This is a genomic window from Roseovarius sp. MMSF_3359 (assembly GCF_030733385.1).
Classification (GTDB): domain Bacteria; phylum Pseudomonadota; class Alphaproteobacteria; order Rhodobacterales; family Rhodobacteraceae; genus Roseovarius.
The window spans coordinates 284,042-298,049 of record NZ_JASHJC010000002.1; the positions used below are offsets into that span (position 1 = coordinate 284,042).

A 14,008-nucleotide genomic window follows, 5' to 3' on the forward strand; every position below is an offset into this window, starting at 1 on the left:
TTGGCGAAGCGGCACTAGAGGCGCAGCCAATCCTCGGGGCAGATATCGGGGTTGTTCAGCGCATCGGTCGCAAACCAGTCTTTCGGCGCCACGACCAGTTGGCCGGGATGTGCATTGAGCCACGCCCCCCACCACGAAAATGTCGAGTTGGCGATCACATTATGCGCGCAAAGCGTCATCAGGTGCAGGTCGAAATGGCCGGTCGTCTCGTCGTTGAGGTCCACGAAGACCGTCTCCTGCCCCAGATCAAGGTTGTCTCGCGCCCAGGCAGGATCGTTTGAAATCACGAAACAGGTGAGAGACCGCCCCAGTTCCGCCGACAAAAGATCGGCGGCGGCGCGGTAATAGGCGGGCGAACAGGCGGCATAGCTGCCCGACGCCACGTAGTCGCCCCGACGCACATGCAAGGCGACAGGCGTGTCCGCACTGGCGATTTCGGCGGCCAGCGCGGCATTGGCGGCGTTCAGTTCGGTCGTAAACCGCAAATCCTCGCGAAGCTGCTCCGCGATGGTCTCGAAATACTTCTGCGACTGCCAATAGCCGTGCAGATAGATGTTCGGCGGCAAGTCAAAGAAGCCGGGATCAAAGCCAAGGCCGCTTTCGCGATGGAACCTGGGATCACGGCCAAATTTGCGCCAAAGCCCGTAGCGCAGCGCACCGTCGGATTTCGCCGGCGGCAGGTTTGCGTCACGGCGGAATCGGGCGTTCGCAAAATGCGCGAAACAATCCCCCCGGTCCGCACTTCCGGCGACATAGCGCGAATCGAGCACCAGATCGCAGCCCAGGTGGTCGGCCAGGGCGCGACCCGCGGCGTATTGGAAAAGCTGGTTCCCGGCCCCGCCAAAGAGACGCGAGATGATGCGATCAGCCATGCAATCCACCCTCCTTCGGGGCCTCGCTGTGGCGCGACAGGCGTTTGACGGCGCTGCGATACCGCCCGCGCCGCACCTCGCGGGTGAGCTTCTCCATCAGCGGCTTCCGCCCGGCCTGGATGGTGGACCCGTCGAGCGTATCGGCGATCTCCATCACGCCCGAAGGCAGGATCATCGCCGGTCGCAGGCCCGTGAACCAATGACTTTGCACAAAAGTATCGACGGGACGGTCGATTGTCTTCGACCGGTCCAGAAGGTGCTGCGCCGCCTCCTGACTTACCATCTGCGCGGTGGTGCGCAACCCGCCCTGTTCGGGCACGAAAAGGGTGCAGCCACCGGCCGTATCGACCAGCGTCTTGGGGCCATCATAGGGGCGGGTCTGAAACTGGATATACCCTAGCCTGTCAATATTTTGTGCCGCAAGATCAAGGGCTTTGGGGAAAACGCCCGGGTCTATTCCGGCATCATCCTCAATGATGAAAGCCGCGGGGATGCCCCGGCGGACAATCTCGGCCCACATCTGGCGATGGCTGAGGAAACAGCCGATTTCGCCGGTCTTGAGGTCAAAGGGATAGGTCGGCTCAAAGAGGCCTTTGCGCACAAGCCCCTGCAGGTCCGAGGACGCCATCGCGGCGCCATCGACCGCGGGCCAGATCTCGGCATCCAGCCCGCAGGTCTCTTTGAGTGCATGCGCATTCGCCCGGCGTTTCTCTGCTCGGAGCAGATGCAGGACAAAAGCGCCAAGCTGCATGTCAGGCGTCCGGGGTCCAGCCCGAGACGGCCTTGACCTCGACGAAATCCTCGATGCCCCAGGTGCCGCCTTCGCGCCCGTTACCCGACTGCTTCATGCCGCCAAAAGGCGATCCCGCCGCGCGACCCTGGCCGTTCATCTCGACCATGCCCGAACGCAATTGCCGGGCCATCCGGTTGGCCCGCGCCGCGTCTTGCGTCTGGACATAGTTGGTCAGACCATAGGGCGTGTCATTGGCAATCGCGATGCCGTCCTCTTCGTCGTCAAATGCCATGATCGACAAAACCGGCCCGAAAATCTCTTCACGGGCGATGGTCATATCCGGCGTGACATCGGCAAAGACGGTGGGTTTTACATAGAACCCCCGGTTCAGCCCATCAGGCCGCCCCGTGCCCCCGGCGATGAGCCGCGCGCCTTCGTCAATGCCTTTCTGGATCAGGTCCTGGATCTTGTTGAACTGCACCTCGTTCACCACCGGCCCCATATGGCGGCCCTCTTCATGGGCCGAACCGACGGTGACCTTGCCCGCAACTTCCGCCGCCGTTTCCACCGCCTGATCGTAGATCTCCCGCTGGACCAGCATCCGCGTCGGTGCGTTGCAGGATTGGCCGGTGTTGTTCATGCAGTGCAAAACACCACGTTTGACGGCCTTTTCATCGGCATCCGCAAAGACCAGGTTGGCACCTTTGCCACCAAGCTCCAGGCTCACGCGCTTGAGCGTATCGGCTGCAGCCTTGGAGATCAGCTTGCCCGCGCGGCTCGACCCCGTGAAGCTGACCATATCGACATCCGCATGCGCGGTCAGTTGACTGCCGACGCCTGCCCCGTCGCCATTGACCAGGTTGAAAACACCCGGCGGAATGTCGGCCTCATCCATGATCTCGGCAAAGAGTATGGCGTTGAGCGGTGATTCCTCGGACGGTTTGAGAACCATCGTGCACCCGGCGATCAGCGCGGCCACGACCTTGAGCGTGACCTGGTTCATCGGCCAGTTCCACGGCGTGATCAGCGCACAAACGCCAACGGCCTCGTGAATGATCCGATCATTCGGCGCGTGATCACCCAGAGGCGCATCGAACTCATAGGACTTGGCGGCCTTGATGAAATTGCCGATATGCCAGCTTCCCGATGTCACCTGCTGCTGGCGCGCCATGTCGATCGGCGCGCCCATCTCCAGGCTGATCGCCTTGGCCATGTCTTCGGCCTTCGATTCGTAGATCGCGAGGATTCGCTCGGCGGCGGCAATCCGCTCGGCCGGGGGCGTTGCCATCCAGCCCGGCAGTGCCGCCTTCGCCGCGGCCACCGCAGCATCCGTATCCCCCTGATCGCCCAGTGAAATAACGGCGCAAGCCTCTTCGGTGGAGGGGTCGATCACCTTGTGGTCATTGGCCTTTACAGGCGGGACCCAGGACCCGTTAATGTAGAAGTCTCGTTTCTCAATCATGGTTGACCTCCGTGAATTTCGCGGCACTGTGTCAGGGGAAATGCCGGCCTGCAAGATGAGAAGTTCGGTCGGGTCGGAAAATTTGATCAAATTCTGGAAAAGACGATAAAACAACTGAAGAGGAAGACGACATGGGACTGCGTATCAACGATACCGTACCGAATTTCACCGCCGAAACCGATCAGGGAACGATCAGCTTTCATGACTGGATCGGCGATAGCTGGGCGATCCTGTTTTCGCACCCCAAGGATTTCACCCCGGTCTGCACGACCGAATTCGGCGCCGTGGCCCGTTTGAGCGAGGAATGGGAGAAACGTGGCACCAAGGTGATCGGCGTGTCCGTCGATGGGGTTGAGGATCACAAGAAATGGAAAGGCGATATCGAACAGGTCGGCGGTGCCAAACCCGGCTTTCCGATCATCGCCGATGAGGGCCTTGCCGTGTCGAAAGCCTTCGACATGTTGCCGGCTGAGGCTTACATGCCCGATGGCCGCACCCCGGCCGACAGCGCCACGGTGCGGAGCGTCTTCATCATCGGGCCGGACAAGCAGCTCAAGCTCAACATGACCTATCCGATGACCGTGGGCCGCAACTTTGCCGAAGTGCTGCGCGCGCTGGATGCGTTGCAGACCAGCACCGGCAAAGGTGTCGCGACCCCGGCGGATTGGCAGATGGGCGAGGATGTCATCATCCCGCCCACGGTGTCGAATGATGACGCCAAGGCCAAGTTCGGCGAGTTCGAGACGATCCTGCCCTATCTGCGCAAGACCAAGATGCCGTCCTAACGGACGCGGTCATGACGACCTCAGAAACAGTGAACAGCGGACATGGTATATGTCCGCTGTTTTTTAATGCGCGTTGGCCGTTATCGGTAGAGCCGCGAGATCGCTTCGGCCCGTTCATCGGCAGCGCGGTCAAACCGACACCGTGCAAGGTCTTCGCGCGTCAACCCGATATCCGCCAATTGCGCATCGGTATGATACGATAATTGCCGGAGCGCCCTGCGTGTTTCGCGGGCCGCTTTGAGCCGGTCCATCGCCTTGCTCAGACGCAGAGCCAGACCTTGCGGGACGAGCGACGCAGGACGCATCCGGCGGTGAGAAATACTAAAAATATGTGCCATCGTTATATTCCTTTTCAAATATAGTGATGGCGGAGATAGAGACCGCATGTTTCAATTTGCGGTCCCACGCAGGGGATTTGTGTTTCAATTTTTTCAGTCAGTGGGAAACGAACGATACAGGCCGCGCCACCGGTCAGAATCAGCCGTATGACGGATCCGAACTGCTCGCCGTCCAATTGGGCTCGAAGCCAAGCACCTCGGTATCCGGCGGCAATGCCGGGTTGAAGAGCTTGTTATGGGCGATCGTTGCCTGATGCAGCAGGTTATGCGGTGCCAGACGCCAGACCTTGCACTGCAGGTCGAATTTCTGCGCGTAGGCGTCGAATTGCAGAACGCATTCGCCCGCCTCATGGATTTGTGCCGCCCCCGGTGATCCGGCGGGGAAAGTGGCCGTCAGGATATCAGAGAATTCCTCGGCCTTCTGATAGTACCCCGCCGCCAGGAACCGAAGCGCGTTGTCGCGGCGCTGCGCCGGATCGTTGGTCTTGGCCGACATATGCACCAGCTCGGACGTGACCGAATAGGCCGGAGCCTTGCTCATGACGGTAATGATGTGCCCCATCGGTTCGTCTTCGCCCGGCAGGGTCACCCCCGGCATGATCGCATCATCGGGCCGTCCGTCCTGATCGCGCATCGACATTTGTCGCACCCGGCATTGCCAGCGCAGGAACGCCTTGCGCAGCGGATGATTGGAATAGCTTTCGCCCAGTTGGGAGGCGACAGAACTCATGCAACATTCCTCTTTGCATCATTGACCAGCGAAAAGGGCCGGTCATGTCCAAGGCTGGGGATACGGGCCTGGGTCTCGGACACCTTATCGAGATCAATGCGCGCCTGCACAACCCCCGGCAGGGTCCCGCCATCGCTAATGATTTCGCCCCAGGGATCGACCACGAGCGAATGGCCATAACTTTCGCCGCCCCCCGGCACGGGACCGATGGCGCAGGGCGAGATGACAAAGCGGGTTGTTTCGATCGCGCGGGCGCGGTTGAGGATATGCCAATGCGCCTCGCCCGTCTTGCGGGTGAAGGCCGCGGGGCAGATGATGATCTCGGCGCCGTTCTGCGCGAGGGTCCGGAAGAGGTCCGGAAAGCGCAGATCATAGCAGATCGTATGGCCGATCCGGGCAAAGGGCGTGTCGTGGATGACCGCCGTTGCGCCGGGGCTGACGCAGGCACTTTCGCGGTAAACCTCCGCCTCGGACAGTTGAATGTCGAACATGTGGATCTTGTCATAGGACCCACGGACCTGCCCGGTGTCGTCGATCATGTAACCGCGGTTGATGATCCGCCCGTCGGGGCCATCGACCGCAATGGACCCAAGGTTGATCCAGACCCGGCGCTTTGCGGCAAATTCCTGCATCTCTAGCAAGAACGGATGCGCGCTTTCGGGCGCTGATGGAGGCGTCACGCGCGGGCCATCCGTGGCCAGCCCGCCGCAATATTCCGGTAGAAAAAGGATATCCGCGCCCGCCGTAACCGCCGAATTGGCCAGCGGCATCGCCTCGTCCAACGCCTGCGCGAAGTCAGGCATGGGCCGTGTCTGAAGACAGGCGATATCAAGCGGGCGCGGCATATATCAGAACTTCATATACGCCTTGCGCAGATTGACCAGCGGGTGACGGTCGGACATCTGGAACTTGAGCAGAAGTTCGCGCGCGATCATGTCGCGGTCCTGCTGGTTGTCCGGCAGTGCGATCGTGTCGGGCACGCGAATCCAGCCGTTGTTGTTCCGGTCGAACACCGCAGGCGAGCCTTCTTCATAGCCCATGTGAACATCTTCGAGCCAGTTCAGGTCGTCCCAGCCCATCACTTCCATATACTTTTCAAGATAGGGCGTGATGCGGTTGTAATCGGGCACCAGGTTCACATCGTAGCGATAGCCGATGTGCTGGCCAATTTCCTTTTCGCGTTCCGAGCCGAGGCCGTCCGCGTCGTTCAGGAACTGATCGACATCGGTGATTTCCGAGCCGCGGTACTGTGTTCCAGCCATTTGATTTCTCCTTGTCGGATGGTGGGGCCTGCGCGGCGGTCATGCCACCGCACAGGCCGTCCACGCATTAGAGGTGGTGATAGTCTTCGACGCCGACCGTGTGGCTTGTGCCCGCAAGGGGGACACCGGCCATGGCCGAGGCTTCCATCGTAAGCGCCGCAAGATCCTCGGGCTCCAGCGAGTGGAGATAAGTCTTGCCGCAGGCACGGGCGAAAAGCTGTGCCTCGATGGTGAGCGTGTGCAGGAAGTTGTACACACGTTCCGCCGCCGCATCCGGGTCGAGACGCTCGCGCAGTTTCGGATCCTGCGTGGCCACGCCAACCGGGCAACGGCCCGTGTGGCAGTGGTAGCAATAGCCCGGCTCTGCACCGATCTCCTCGGGGAAATTGGCCTCGGGGATGTCCTTGTTGCAGTTGAGCGCCATCATGGCCGAGTGGCCGATGGCAATCGCATCCGCACCAAGGGCAATCGCCTTGGCCACGTCGGCACCGTTACGGATACCGCCCGCATAGACCAATGTGATGTCACCACGTTTGCCCAGGTCGTCAATCGCCTTGCGCGCCTGACGAATGGCCGCCATGCCGGGTACACCCGTGTCTTCGGTCGCAAGGTGCGGACCGGCACCGGTGCCGCCTTCCATGCCGTCGATATAGATGCTGTCCGGGTCACATTTGACCGCCATGCGGACGTCATCATAGACGCGGGAGGCGCCGAGCTTGAGCTGGATCGGGATCTGCCAATCTGTGGCTTCGCGGATCTCCTGGATCTTGAGCGCCAGATCGTCCGGTCCCAGCCAGTCGGGGTGACGGGCGGGCGAGCGTTGGTCGATACCGGCAGGCAGCGAACGCATCTCGGCAACCTGGTCGGTCACTTTCTGACCCATCAGGTGGCCACCAAGGCCAACCTTACAGCCCTGGCCGATGAAGAATTCGCAGCCATCCGCCAGAACCAGGTGGTTCGGGTTGAAGCCATAGCGCGACTGAATGCACTGGTAGAACCATTTGGAGCTATAGCGCCGTTCGTCCGGGATCATCCCGCCTTCGCCCGAGCAGGTTGCGGTACCGGCCATCGTCGCGCCACGCGCCAGGGCGGTTTTCGCCTCGTAGGACAGCGCCCCGAAGGACATGCCGGTGATATAGACCGGGATATCAAGTTCCAGCGGGGTCTTGGCACGGGGGCCGATCACCGTCTTAGTTTCGCATTTCTCGCGATAGCCTTCGATCACGAAACGCGTCAGCGTGCCGGGCAGGAAGGTCAGGTCGTCCCAGTGCGGGATTTTCTTGAAGAGCGAGAACCCCCGCATCCGGTAGCGGCCAAGTTCGGACTTGATGTGGATGTCATCCATCACCGCCGGCGGGAAGATGAAGCTGTCGCCGATGCGGTTTACATCGCGCGCCAGTGCTGGTTTTTTGGGCAGATCACCGTCAGCCATGTTGTTTTCCTTTCCTAGGTGGAATGGCACAGCCCCCGTTGGGGGGCCGGGGCCCAAAGATTACAGAATGAGTTTCTTCTCAGACGGCTCGAGGTTGTCGTAGTTCCAGAGCTGCTTGCCAGCGACCACCTTGGTGAAGTGATCGACGCCTTTCTCGGGCAAAAGGCCATATTGCTTGAGCTTCCGGGTCAGCCACGCCTTGTCGAGATCGGTGAGTTCAGCGGTCACGGCGTCAACGCCGAGAGACTTGATTTCACCGCCGACAAAGATCGTGCCGTCATACATCGAGTCGCCCAGGTTCTTGCCAGCATCACCGCAGACAACCATCCGACCGCGCTGCATCATGAAGCCAGAAAGCGCACCGGTGTCGCCACCGACGATGATCGTGCCGCCCTTCTGGTCGATGCCGGTCCGCGAACCGACCGAACCGCGGCAGACAAGGTCACCGCCACGAATGGCCGCGCCGAAGGTCGAGCCAGCGTTTTTCTCGATCATGATCGTGCCGGACATCATGTTCTCGCCGCATGACCAGCCCACGCGGCCATTGATCCGCACGTTCGGCCCGTCGATCAGACCCACCGCGAAGTAACCGGTAGACCCCTCGATGATGAGGTTGAGCTTGCTGAGGATACCAACACCCAACGAGTGCATGCCGCGCGGGTTCTGGAGCACGATCGTGCCATAGCCCTCTTTCATCAACTCGCGGATGTTCGAGTTCACTTCCGTGGTGGTCTTGCCATCGCAATCCAGCTCGGTCCGCTTGTTGAAGTCAACCTCGGGCGCCCACGGGTAGGTGAAGTTCTCAGACGCATCAGGGTCAAATTCGATATAGAGCGATTTGCCCGTCAGCTGTTCGGTGCGCATGCCCAGGGCGGTGACCCGCTCTTCCTGGGTCATTGCCTTGAGTTCTGCGTCGCTTACGCTTGCCATACCCGGACCTCCTCGTCGTAGGGATCAGTTGTGTCGATTTCTTCGGGAAGGATCGCGCGGATCGCCACCTCTTCGGAAGCCATGGCGATCAGGTCGTCCGATTCGTAGAGCACGAGCGGTTTCGCCGCCATCGTGTCCTTGGCCATGCCAAGCTGATCCTTGGTCGCGACCAGATAGGTGAAGACGCCGTCGATCTCGTCGATGGACTGGCGCAGGCTGTCTTCCAGCGACACGCCATTGGCCAGGTTGTGCGCCGTGTAGACCGCCAGGAGTTCGCTGTCGCAGTTCGACATGAACCGGTGGCCCTTGCGCTCCATTTCGCGGCGCATGATCCAGTAGTTGGTGATCTGACCGTTATGGACAACGCTCACATCGTTATAGGGGAACGCCCAGTAAGGGTGCGCCGATTTGATGTCCACGTCCGATTCGGTCGCCATGCGGGTGTGGCCAATGCCATGCGTGCCGTTGAAGTCGTTCAGACCATAGGCTTCGGCTACCACGGAGGCATCACCCAGATCCTTGATGAGCTCCAGGCCATTGCCCATGCTCAGGATCTCGACGCCTTCTGTTTCCTCGATATGCGTCGCCATCTCGCCGGTGTCGCCATCATGGCTCAGCACGTAGCGCAGCGAGTATTCACGCGGCGCTTCCTTGGATTTCACCTTGGCGCCATGCTCTTCGAGGATCGCTTCGACCTCGGCAATCCGGTCCGCGATGACCTGATGAATACCGCGGCCGCGATCCATATCCTCGGCCTCGGCGACCTTGAGGCGCATGACATAGTCGCCCTCGACAGGCTCGCCATAGACCGCATAACCGGTGCTGTCCGGCCCCCGGTGTTTGAGGGCCTGGAGCATCGCGGTCATTTCTGACCCGACATTCGCGCTCTTGCCCTTGTGTATCAATCCAGCAATTCCACACATCTGGATACGCCTCCTTTAAGTTGGCTAGTTCAAGTTCAGAAGAAGGGGCGGCAGGCATAGGGAACCTGCCGCCAGGTTTAGGAATGCCTCAGGGAAGACATTCCATATACGTGTCGTTGTCCCAATCGGTCACGGTGGACATGAACCGGGCGTATTCGTCGTATTTGTACTCATGGAAGAGGCGATACATCTCGCCCGGCATGCCGCGCTGAACGACCTCGCTGTTTTCCAGGAATTCGAGGGCCTCACCCAGGGACATCGGCAGTTTCTTGACCTGCTTGCCGTCCTTGATCGCCTCGTAGATGTTGCGCTCTTCCGGGGCGCCGGGGTCGAGCTTGTTGTCGATGCCGTCGTCCATCGCAGCGAGCAGCGTTGTGCCCATGAGATAGGGGTTCACCATCGAGTCGACCGAGCGGTATTCGAAACGGCCCGGGGCCGAGACGCGCAGACCTGTGGTCCGGTTCTGGAAGCCCCAATCCGCAAAGACCGGCGCCCAGAAGCCTGTGTCCCAGAGACGGCGATAGGAGTTCACGGTCGAGCAGCCCACGGCGGTCAGCGCCTGCAGGTGGTGGACCACGCCGCCGATCGCCTCAAGCCCTTCCTTGCCGGGCATCTGCGGATCGTCATCGTCGGGCATGAAGGTGTTTTCGCCGCCACGCACATACATGTAGTTCTCGGCCATGCCCGGCAGATCATCCGGGTTGTTGCCGCATTTCACGAAATGATCCTCGCCACCGCGCCAGAGGCTCATGTTGTGGTGGCAGCCCGAGGCCGACACACCCATGAACGGTTTGGTCATGAAGCAGGCGAAGATACCGTTTTCGCGCGCCACCTGGGCACAGATCTGGCGGTAGGTCGTCAGACGGTCAGCGTTGCGCAGCACATCGTCGAACATCCAGTTCAACTCAAGCTGCCCGGGCGCGTCTTCGTGGTCGCCCTGGATCATGTCGAGGCCCATCATGCGGGCGTATTTGATGACCTGCATGGAGACCGGACGCAGCGATTCAAACTGGTCGATGTGATAGCAGTAGGGCTTGGAGTAGCCGTCCTTCGGCTTGCCGTTCTCGTCGAACTTCAGCCACATCATTTCAGGCTCGGTACCGATGCGCAGGCTGCGGCCATGCTTGGCCTTGAAGTCCTCATGCATGCGGCGCAGGTTGCCGCGGCAATCCGACGTCAGGTACCCGCCCGGATTTTCCTTTTCCTCACGGTTGCGGAAGAGCGTGCAGTAGAAACGGCCGATCTGCGGTGCCCAGGGCAGCTGCATGAAAGTTTCCGGCTCGGGGATGCCGACCAGCTCCGCAGCTTCCGGGCCATAGCCCAGGTAGTTGCCCGCGCGGTCGGTAAAGAGGTTCACCGTGGCACCATAGACCAGCTGGAAACCCTTCATGGCAACGCTTTCCCAATGGTCCGCGGGAATGCCCTTGCCCATGATCTTGCCGGTCACGGAAACGAATTGCAGATAGAGATATTCGATGCCCTTGGCATCAATCATCTCGCGAACCTGCTTGATCTTTTCGGCGCGCCCCTCGGCTTCGACGAATTTTTCCAGATCTGTTGCCACTGTCTTAGTCTCCCTGATTATGCCGCACCCGCCAGGTCCTCACCTCGGCATCGGCGGTTGGTTCAGCCCCGTTTGCCGGAGCCATTTGATACCGGCGTGCCACCAAAGGCAGTCCGATTGAAAGAAATTGGTACATCACCGGCTGCGCCTGGCATCGGCGCGGCATCGACATTGTCGGCCTGTGGTAGGGCGGTGAAATGACGGAAAGAAAACACGCGCGTCCGAGCATGCTCTTCGTCGCGAGTGGCACCAAGCTTCCATGCGAGGGATGCACCGTGTATACCGGTATCTGCGATCAGGAAATCAGCTTGATCCTTCAACGTCATCCGCGTGGGCTCCCTAAGCAAAGTTGGGTGGCTTGATGTGCAAAATCGAAACGGTGTCTCGAGTGTTAACAAAATTCTTCCTCTCCGCGACCCAAAAGTCAACCACTTTTGATCCAATGGCGCGGTTTTCCGCAAAATACCTGCATTTTTGGTTTATTTTTGGTCCATTTGAGGAAGGATCGCAATGACCGCGTCATCCGAGCAGAAACTGGGGGCAACTGACATCGCCGCGCTATTGCGGCGGGAAATTTCCAAAGGAATCCTGCATCTTCACGATAGATTGCCACCGGAACGGGTCTTGGCAGAAACCTATGGTGCGGCGCGCGGAACTGTCCGGAAGGCCCTGAACCTGCTCGAAAGTGAGGGGTTCGTCGAAATCCGGCCGGGCAGTGGTACATATGTGGTGCATATGCCCGCGGACACCTCATCCGACGCCGTCGAGAACGCCACACCACTCGAACTAATGGACACGCGATTCGCGCTTGAGCCGCATATCTGCCGGCTGTCCGTTCTGCATGGCAGGCGCACGGATTTCGACGCCATGGAGAGCCTCTGCGCCAGGATGGAAACACTGCTGGACGATCCGGTCGCCTTCTCGGAAGTGGATTCCGAGTTTCACCGAGCCTTGGCCAACTCAACCCGCAACGGGCTGCTCATCTGGATCATCGACCAGATCGGGCATGTGCGAAGTCAGGATGATTGGACGCGGATGCGGCACCTGACCTTGGATGCCATGACGATCAAGCAGTATAACGCCCAGCACCGGCAGATCCTCAACGCGATCCGCACCCGCGAGCCGGAGCGTGCCGCCAATATCATGAAAGAGCATCTTGAGACCGCGCGCCTGTCCCTGACCCGCGCGGCGGAAACCTAGCGCGCCTTGGCCGTCATCTGCAGCCAGTTCATGTAGAGCCGTTCGGCCATGTCGTTGAAGGTCTGCATCCGTGCCGCGCAATCCTCATCGAACCTGTCGACCGCGCCCTTGCCCATCGCCTTCTCAAGCGCCCCGGCATAGGCAGGAATATCAGCCCAGTTCCGCACCGTGTCACCTTCCAATTCGACGTGAAACTGCATCGACACCGCGCGCGTGCCCCACTTCATCGCCTGAACCGCGCAGGCCGGTGACGTGGCCAGGCATTGCGCGCCCGCGGGCATCTGTTTGACCTCGGCTGAGTGCCACTGAAGCGTCTCGAATTTCTCGGGCAGGCCGTCGAAGAGGACTCCCGTTGCCCCTGCTTCGGTCAATTGCACTTCCATCACGCCAATCTCGGGGATATCCGATGGTCCGACCTTGCCGCCCAGGGCTTCGGCCAGCAACTGATGGCCCAAACAGAGGCCCAGGAACGGCAACCCCTTTTCCTCTACCGCATTGCGGATAAAGGTTTTTTCGTCTTTCAGCCAGGGATGTTCATCCTCCTGCCAGACGTCCATCGGCCCGCCCATGACCCAAAGCGCGTCATAGCCTTCCAGGTCCGGCAGCGCCTCACCCTCGTCCAGTTCCACCGCATCCCAGGTATGCCCGTCCTCCTTCAAAAAATCACGGAAAATGCCGGGATGTTCGACGCGCTCGTGTTGCAAAACCAGTATGTGCATGAGGCCCTCCAATTTTGGCCGACCCTATGCCGCAAGTCACGATCAGCGCAAGCCGCCTAGCGCGATGCCGATGGCGGCTGACCGAAATGCTGGGTGAAAGCGCGCGAGAAATGCGAAGAGTTCGCAAACCCCGTCGCGAGCGCGATTTCAGTGAGCGACAGCGGCGAATTCCTGAGCAAACTCTGCGCCTTGTCCAATCGTAGTTCGCGGTAATATCCCATCGTTGAGCGGCCCAGTTTTTCCCGAAACAAGCGGTTCAACTGACGCGGCGAAACGCCCGCCGCCGCGGCCAGTTCTTCGAGGCCCACAGGTTCGGCAACATTGCTTTCCATCGCCTTGACCGAATCAAGGATGACCGGATTGGTCGATCCGACCCGGTCCATCAAGCCGCCCCGTTGCGGCCCGATCGAGGGGCGGATTTCGGTGTGCATGAACCAGTCGCTGACCATCCGCGCAAAGGGGGCGCCGTGGTGCCGCGCGATCAGCGCGTGCATGAGGTCAAGCGGCGCTGTGCCACCCGCACATGTCACCCTGTCGCGGTCGATCACGTAAAGCGTCCGGTCGATCATCAGGTGTGGCGAAATCTCGGCCAGGGCCTGTGCGTGCTCCCAGTGCACGGTCATGCGCCGCCCCTGCATCAAGCCCGCCCGTGCCAGCACGAGCGGTCCGCCGGAGACCCCACCAAGCCGCGTGCCGGCCCGCGCCAAACGGACCAACCAGGGAAACAGCGGTCGTTCGTTGTACTGCGCCGGATCACCCCCGGCGACGACGAAGAGATAGTCGAGTTTCGGTGCATCCGCGATGGTGGCCTGCGGCATGACAACCGCCGCACCGGAGCTTGGGATCGGGTCACTGGTCATCCCGATATTCACGACATCATAGAGCGTCCGGCGGCCCAGCAGATTCGCTGCCCGCAGCGGTTCCACCGTCGAGGAATAGGACATCAAGGCAAAGCCGTTCAGCGTCAGCACACCGATCCTGCGCGTTTCGATCTGAGTACCAATTTTGTCCATTTTAGAAAAATAACAGTCTGTTTCAGGAAAGTCGACTCGCTTGAT

General features: G+C 60.4%; 16 protein-coding genes. 2 read left to right on the forward strand and 14 right to left on the reverse strand.

The features are described 5' to 3' along the window. Positions 1–14: 14 nt before the first annotated feature. Genes RBB29_RS04260 through RBB29_RS04270 form a run of 3 tightly spaced genes read right to left on the reverse strand, consistent with a single transcriptional unit; the run spans position 15 to position 3,067 of the window. Positions 15–872 (reverse strand): alpha-1,2-fucosyltransferase, encoded by an 858-nt coding sequence (locus tag RBB29_RS04260; RefSeq protein WP_306112936.1) that lies wholly within the window; start codon positions 870–872, stop codon positions 15–17. Beyond that, positions 865–1,623: a glycosyltransferase family 25 protein gene (locus RBB29_RS04265; protein WP_306112937.1), complete on the reverse strand. Its 759-nt coding sequence runs from the start codon at positions 1,621–1,623 to the stop codon at positions 865–867. The genes RBB29_RS04260 and RBB29_RS04265 overlap by 8 nt, the downstream gene beginning before the upstream one ends. A 1-nt stretch (position 1,624) precedes the next feature. Then, positions 1,625–3,067, reverse strand: a complete 1,443-nt coding sequence (locus RBB29_RS04270; protein WP_306112938.1) for an aldehyde dehydrogenase family protein — start codon at positions 3,065–3,067, stop codon at positions 1,625–1,627. Between the two features lie 131 nt (positions 3,068–3,198). On the opposite strand from RBB29_RS04270, the gene RBB29_RS04275 reads away from it, so the two are divergent. Further along, entirely contained in the window at positions 3,199–3,852 is a 654-nt protein-coding gene (locus tag RBB29_RS04275; protein WP_306112939.1) for a peroxiredoxin, read from the forward strand. A gap of 80 nt (positions 3,853–3,932) precedes the next feature. Here RBB29_RS04275 and RBB29_RS04280 read toward each other — a convergent pair whose 3' ends face one another. The 9 genes from RBB29_RS04280 to RBB29_RS04320 all read right to left on the reverse strand — a co-directional run bounded on the left by RBB29_RS04280 (position 3,933) and on the right by RBB29_RS04320 (position 11,357). After that, a complete protein-coding gene (locus tag RBB29_RS04280) occupies positions 3,933–4,190 on the reverse strand; it encodes a DUF1127 domain-containing protein (protein ID WP_306112940.1) in 258 nt (85 codons plus the stop codon). Positions 4,191–4,329: 139 nt separating this feature from the next. Then, positions 4,330–4,920, reverse strand: a complete 591-nt coding sequence (locus tag RBB29_RS04285) for a hypothetical protein (protein WP_306112941.1) — start codon at positions 4,918–4,920, stop codon at positions 4,330–4,332. Beyond that, positions 4,917–5,765: a carbon-nitrogen hydrolase family protein gene (locus tag RBB29_RS04290; RefSeq protein WP_306112942.1), complete on the reverse strand. Its 849-nt coding sequence runs from the start codon at positions 5,763–5,765 to the stop codon at positions 4,917–4,919. Before RBB29_RS04290 ends, RBB29_RS04285 begins: the two co-directional genes overlap by 4 nt. 3 nt (positions 5,766–5,768) lie before the next feature. Further along, the gene (locus RBB29_RS04295) at positions 5,769–6,182 is read right to left on the reverse strand and encodes a hypothetical protein (RefSeq protein WP_306112943.1); all 414 of its coding nucleotides are present in this window, start codon (positions 6,180–6,182) and stop codon (positions 5,769–5,771) included. 67 nt (positions 6,183–6,249) lie between these two features. Further along, a complete protein-coding gene (locus tag RBB29_RS04300; protein WP_306112944.1) occupies positions 6,250–7,614 on the reverse strand; it encodes an FMN-binding glutamate synthase family protein in 1,365 nt (454 codons plus the stop codon). A gap of 60 nt (positions 7,615–7,674) precedes the next feature. Continuing rightward, positions 7,675–8,544, reverse strand: a complete 870-nt coding sequence (locus RBB29_RS04305; protein ID WP_306112945.1) for a GXGXG motif-containing protein — start codon at positions 8,542–8,544, stop codon at positions 7,675–7,677. After that, a complete protein-coding gene (locus RBB29_RS04310) occupies positions 8,532–9,410 on the reverse strand; it encodes a glutamine amidotransferase (RefSeq protein WP_306112946.1) in 879 nt (292 codons plus the stop codon). Before RBB29_RS04310 ends, RBB29_RS04305 begins: the two co-directional genes overlap by 13 nt. 145 nt (positions 9,411–9,555) lie before the next feature. Next, on the reverse strand, positions 9,556–11,031 hold the full coding sequence (locus tag RBB29_RS04315) for a glutamine synthetase family protein (protein WP_306112947.1): 1,476 nt from the start codon (positions 11,029–11,031) through the stop codon (positions 9,556–9,558). Between the two features lie 62 nt (positions 11,032–11,093). Then, complete coding sequence (locus RBB29_RS04320; protein ID WP_306112948.1) at positions 11,094–11,357, reverse strand: hypothetical protein; 264 nt, start codon at positions 11,355–11,357, stop codon at positions 11,094–11,096. Between the two features lie 184 nt (positions 11,358–11,541). Between RBB29_RS04320 and RBB29_RS04325 the strand changes: the two genes are divergently transcribed. After that, entirely contained in the window at positions 11,542–12,231 is a 690-nt protein-coding gene (locus tag RBB29_RS04325; protein ID WP_306112949.1) for a FadR/GntR family transcriptional regulator, read from the forward strand. Here RBB29_RS04325 and RBB29_RS04330 read toward each other — a convergent pair. Both RBB29_RS04330 and RBB29_RS04335 read right to left on the reverse strand, forming a co-directional pair. Then, on the reverse strand, positions 12,228–12,950 hold the full coding sequence (locus tag RBB29_RS04330; protein ID WP_306112950.1) for a type 1 glutamine amidotransferase: 723 nt from the start codon (positions 12,948–12,950) through the stop codon (positions 12,228–12,230). The two genes, RBB29_RS04325 and RBB29_RS04330, sit on opposite strands and share 4 nt — an antisense overlap. Positions 12,951–13,006: 56 nt before the next feature. After that, positions 13,007–13,963, reverse strand: coding sequence for a GlxA family transcriptional regulator (locus tag RBB29_RS04335; protein ID WP_306112951.1), 957 nt, complete (start codon positions 13,961–13,963; stop codon positions 13,007–13,009). Positions 13,964–14,008: the final 45 nt, after the last annotated feature.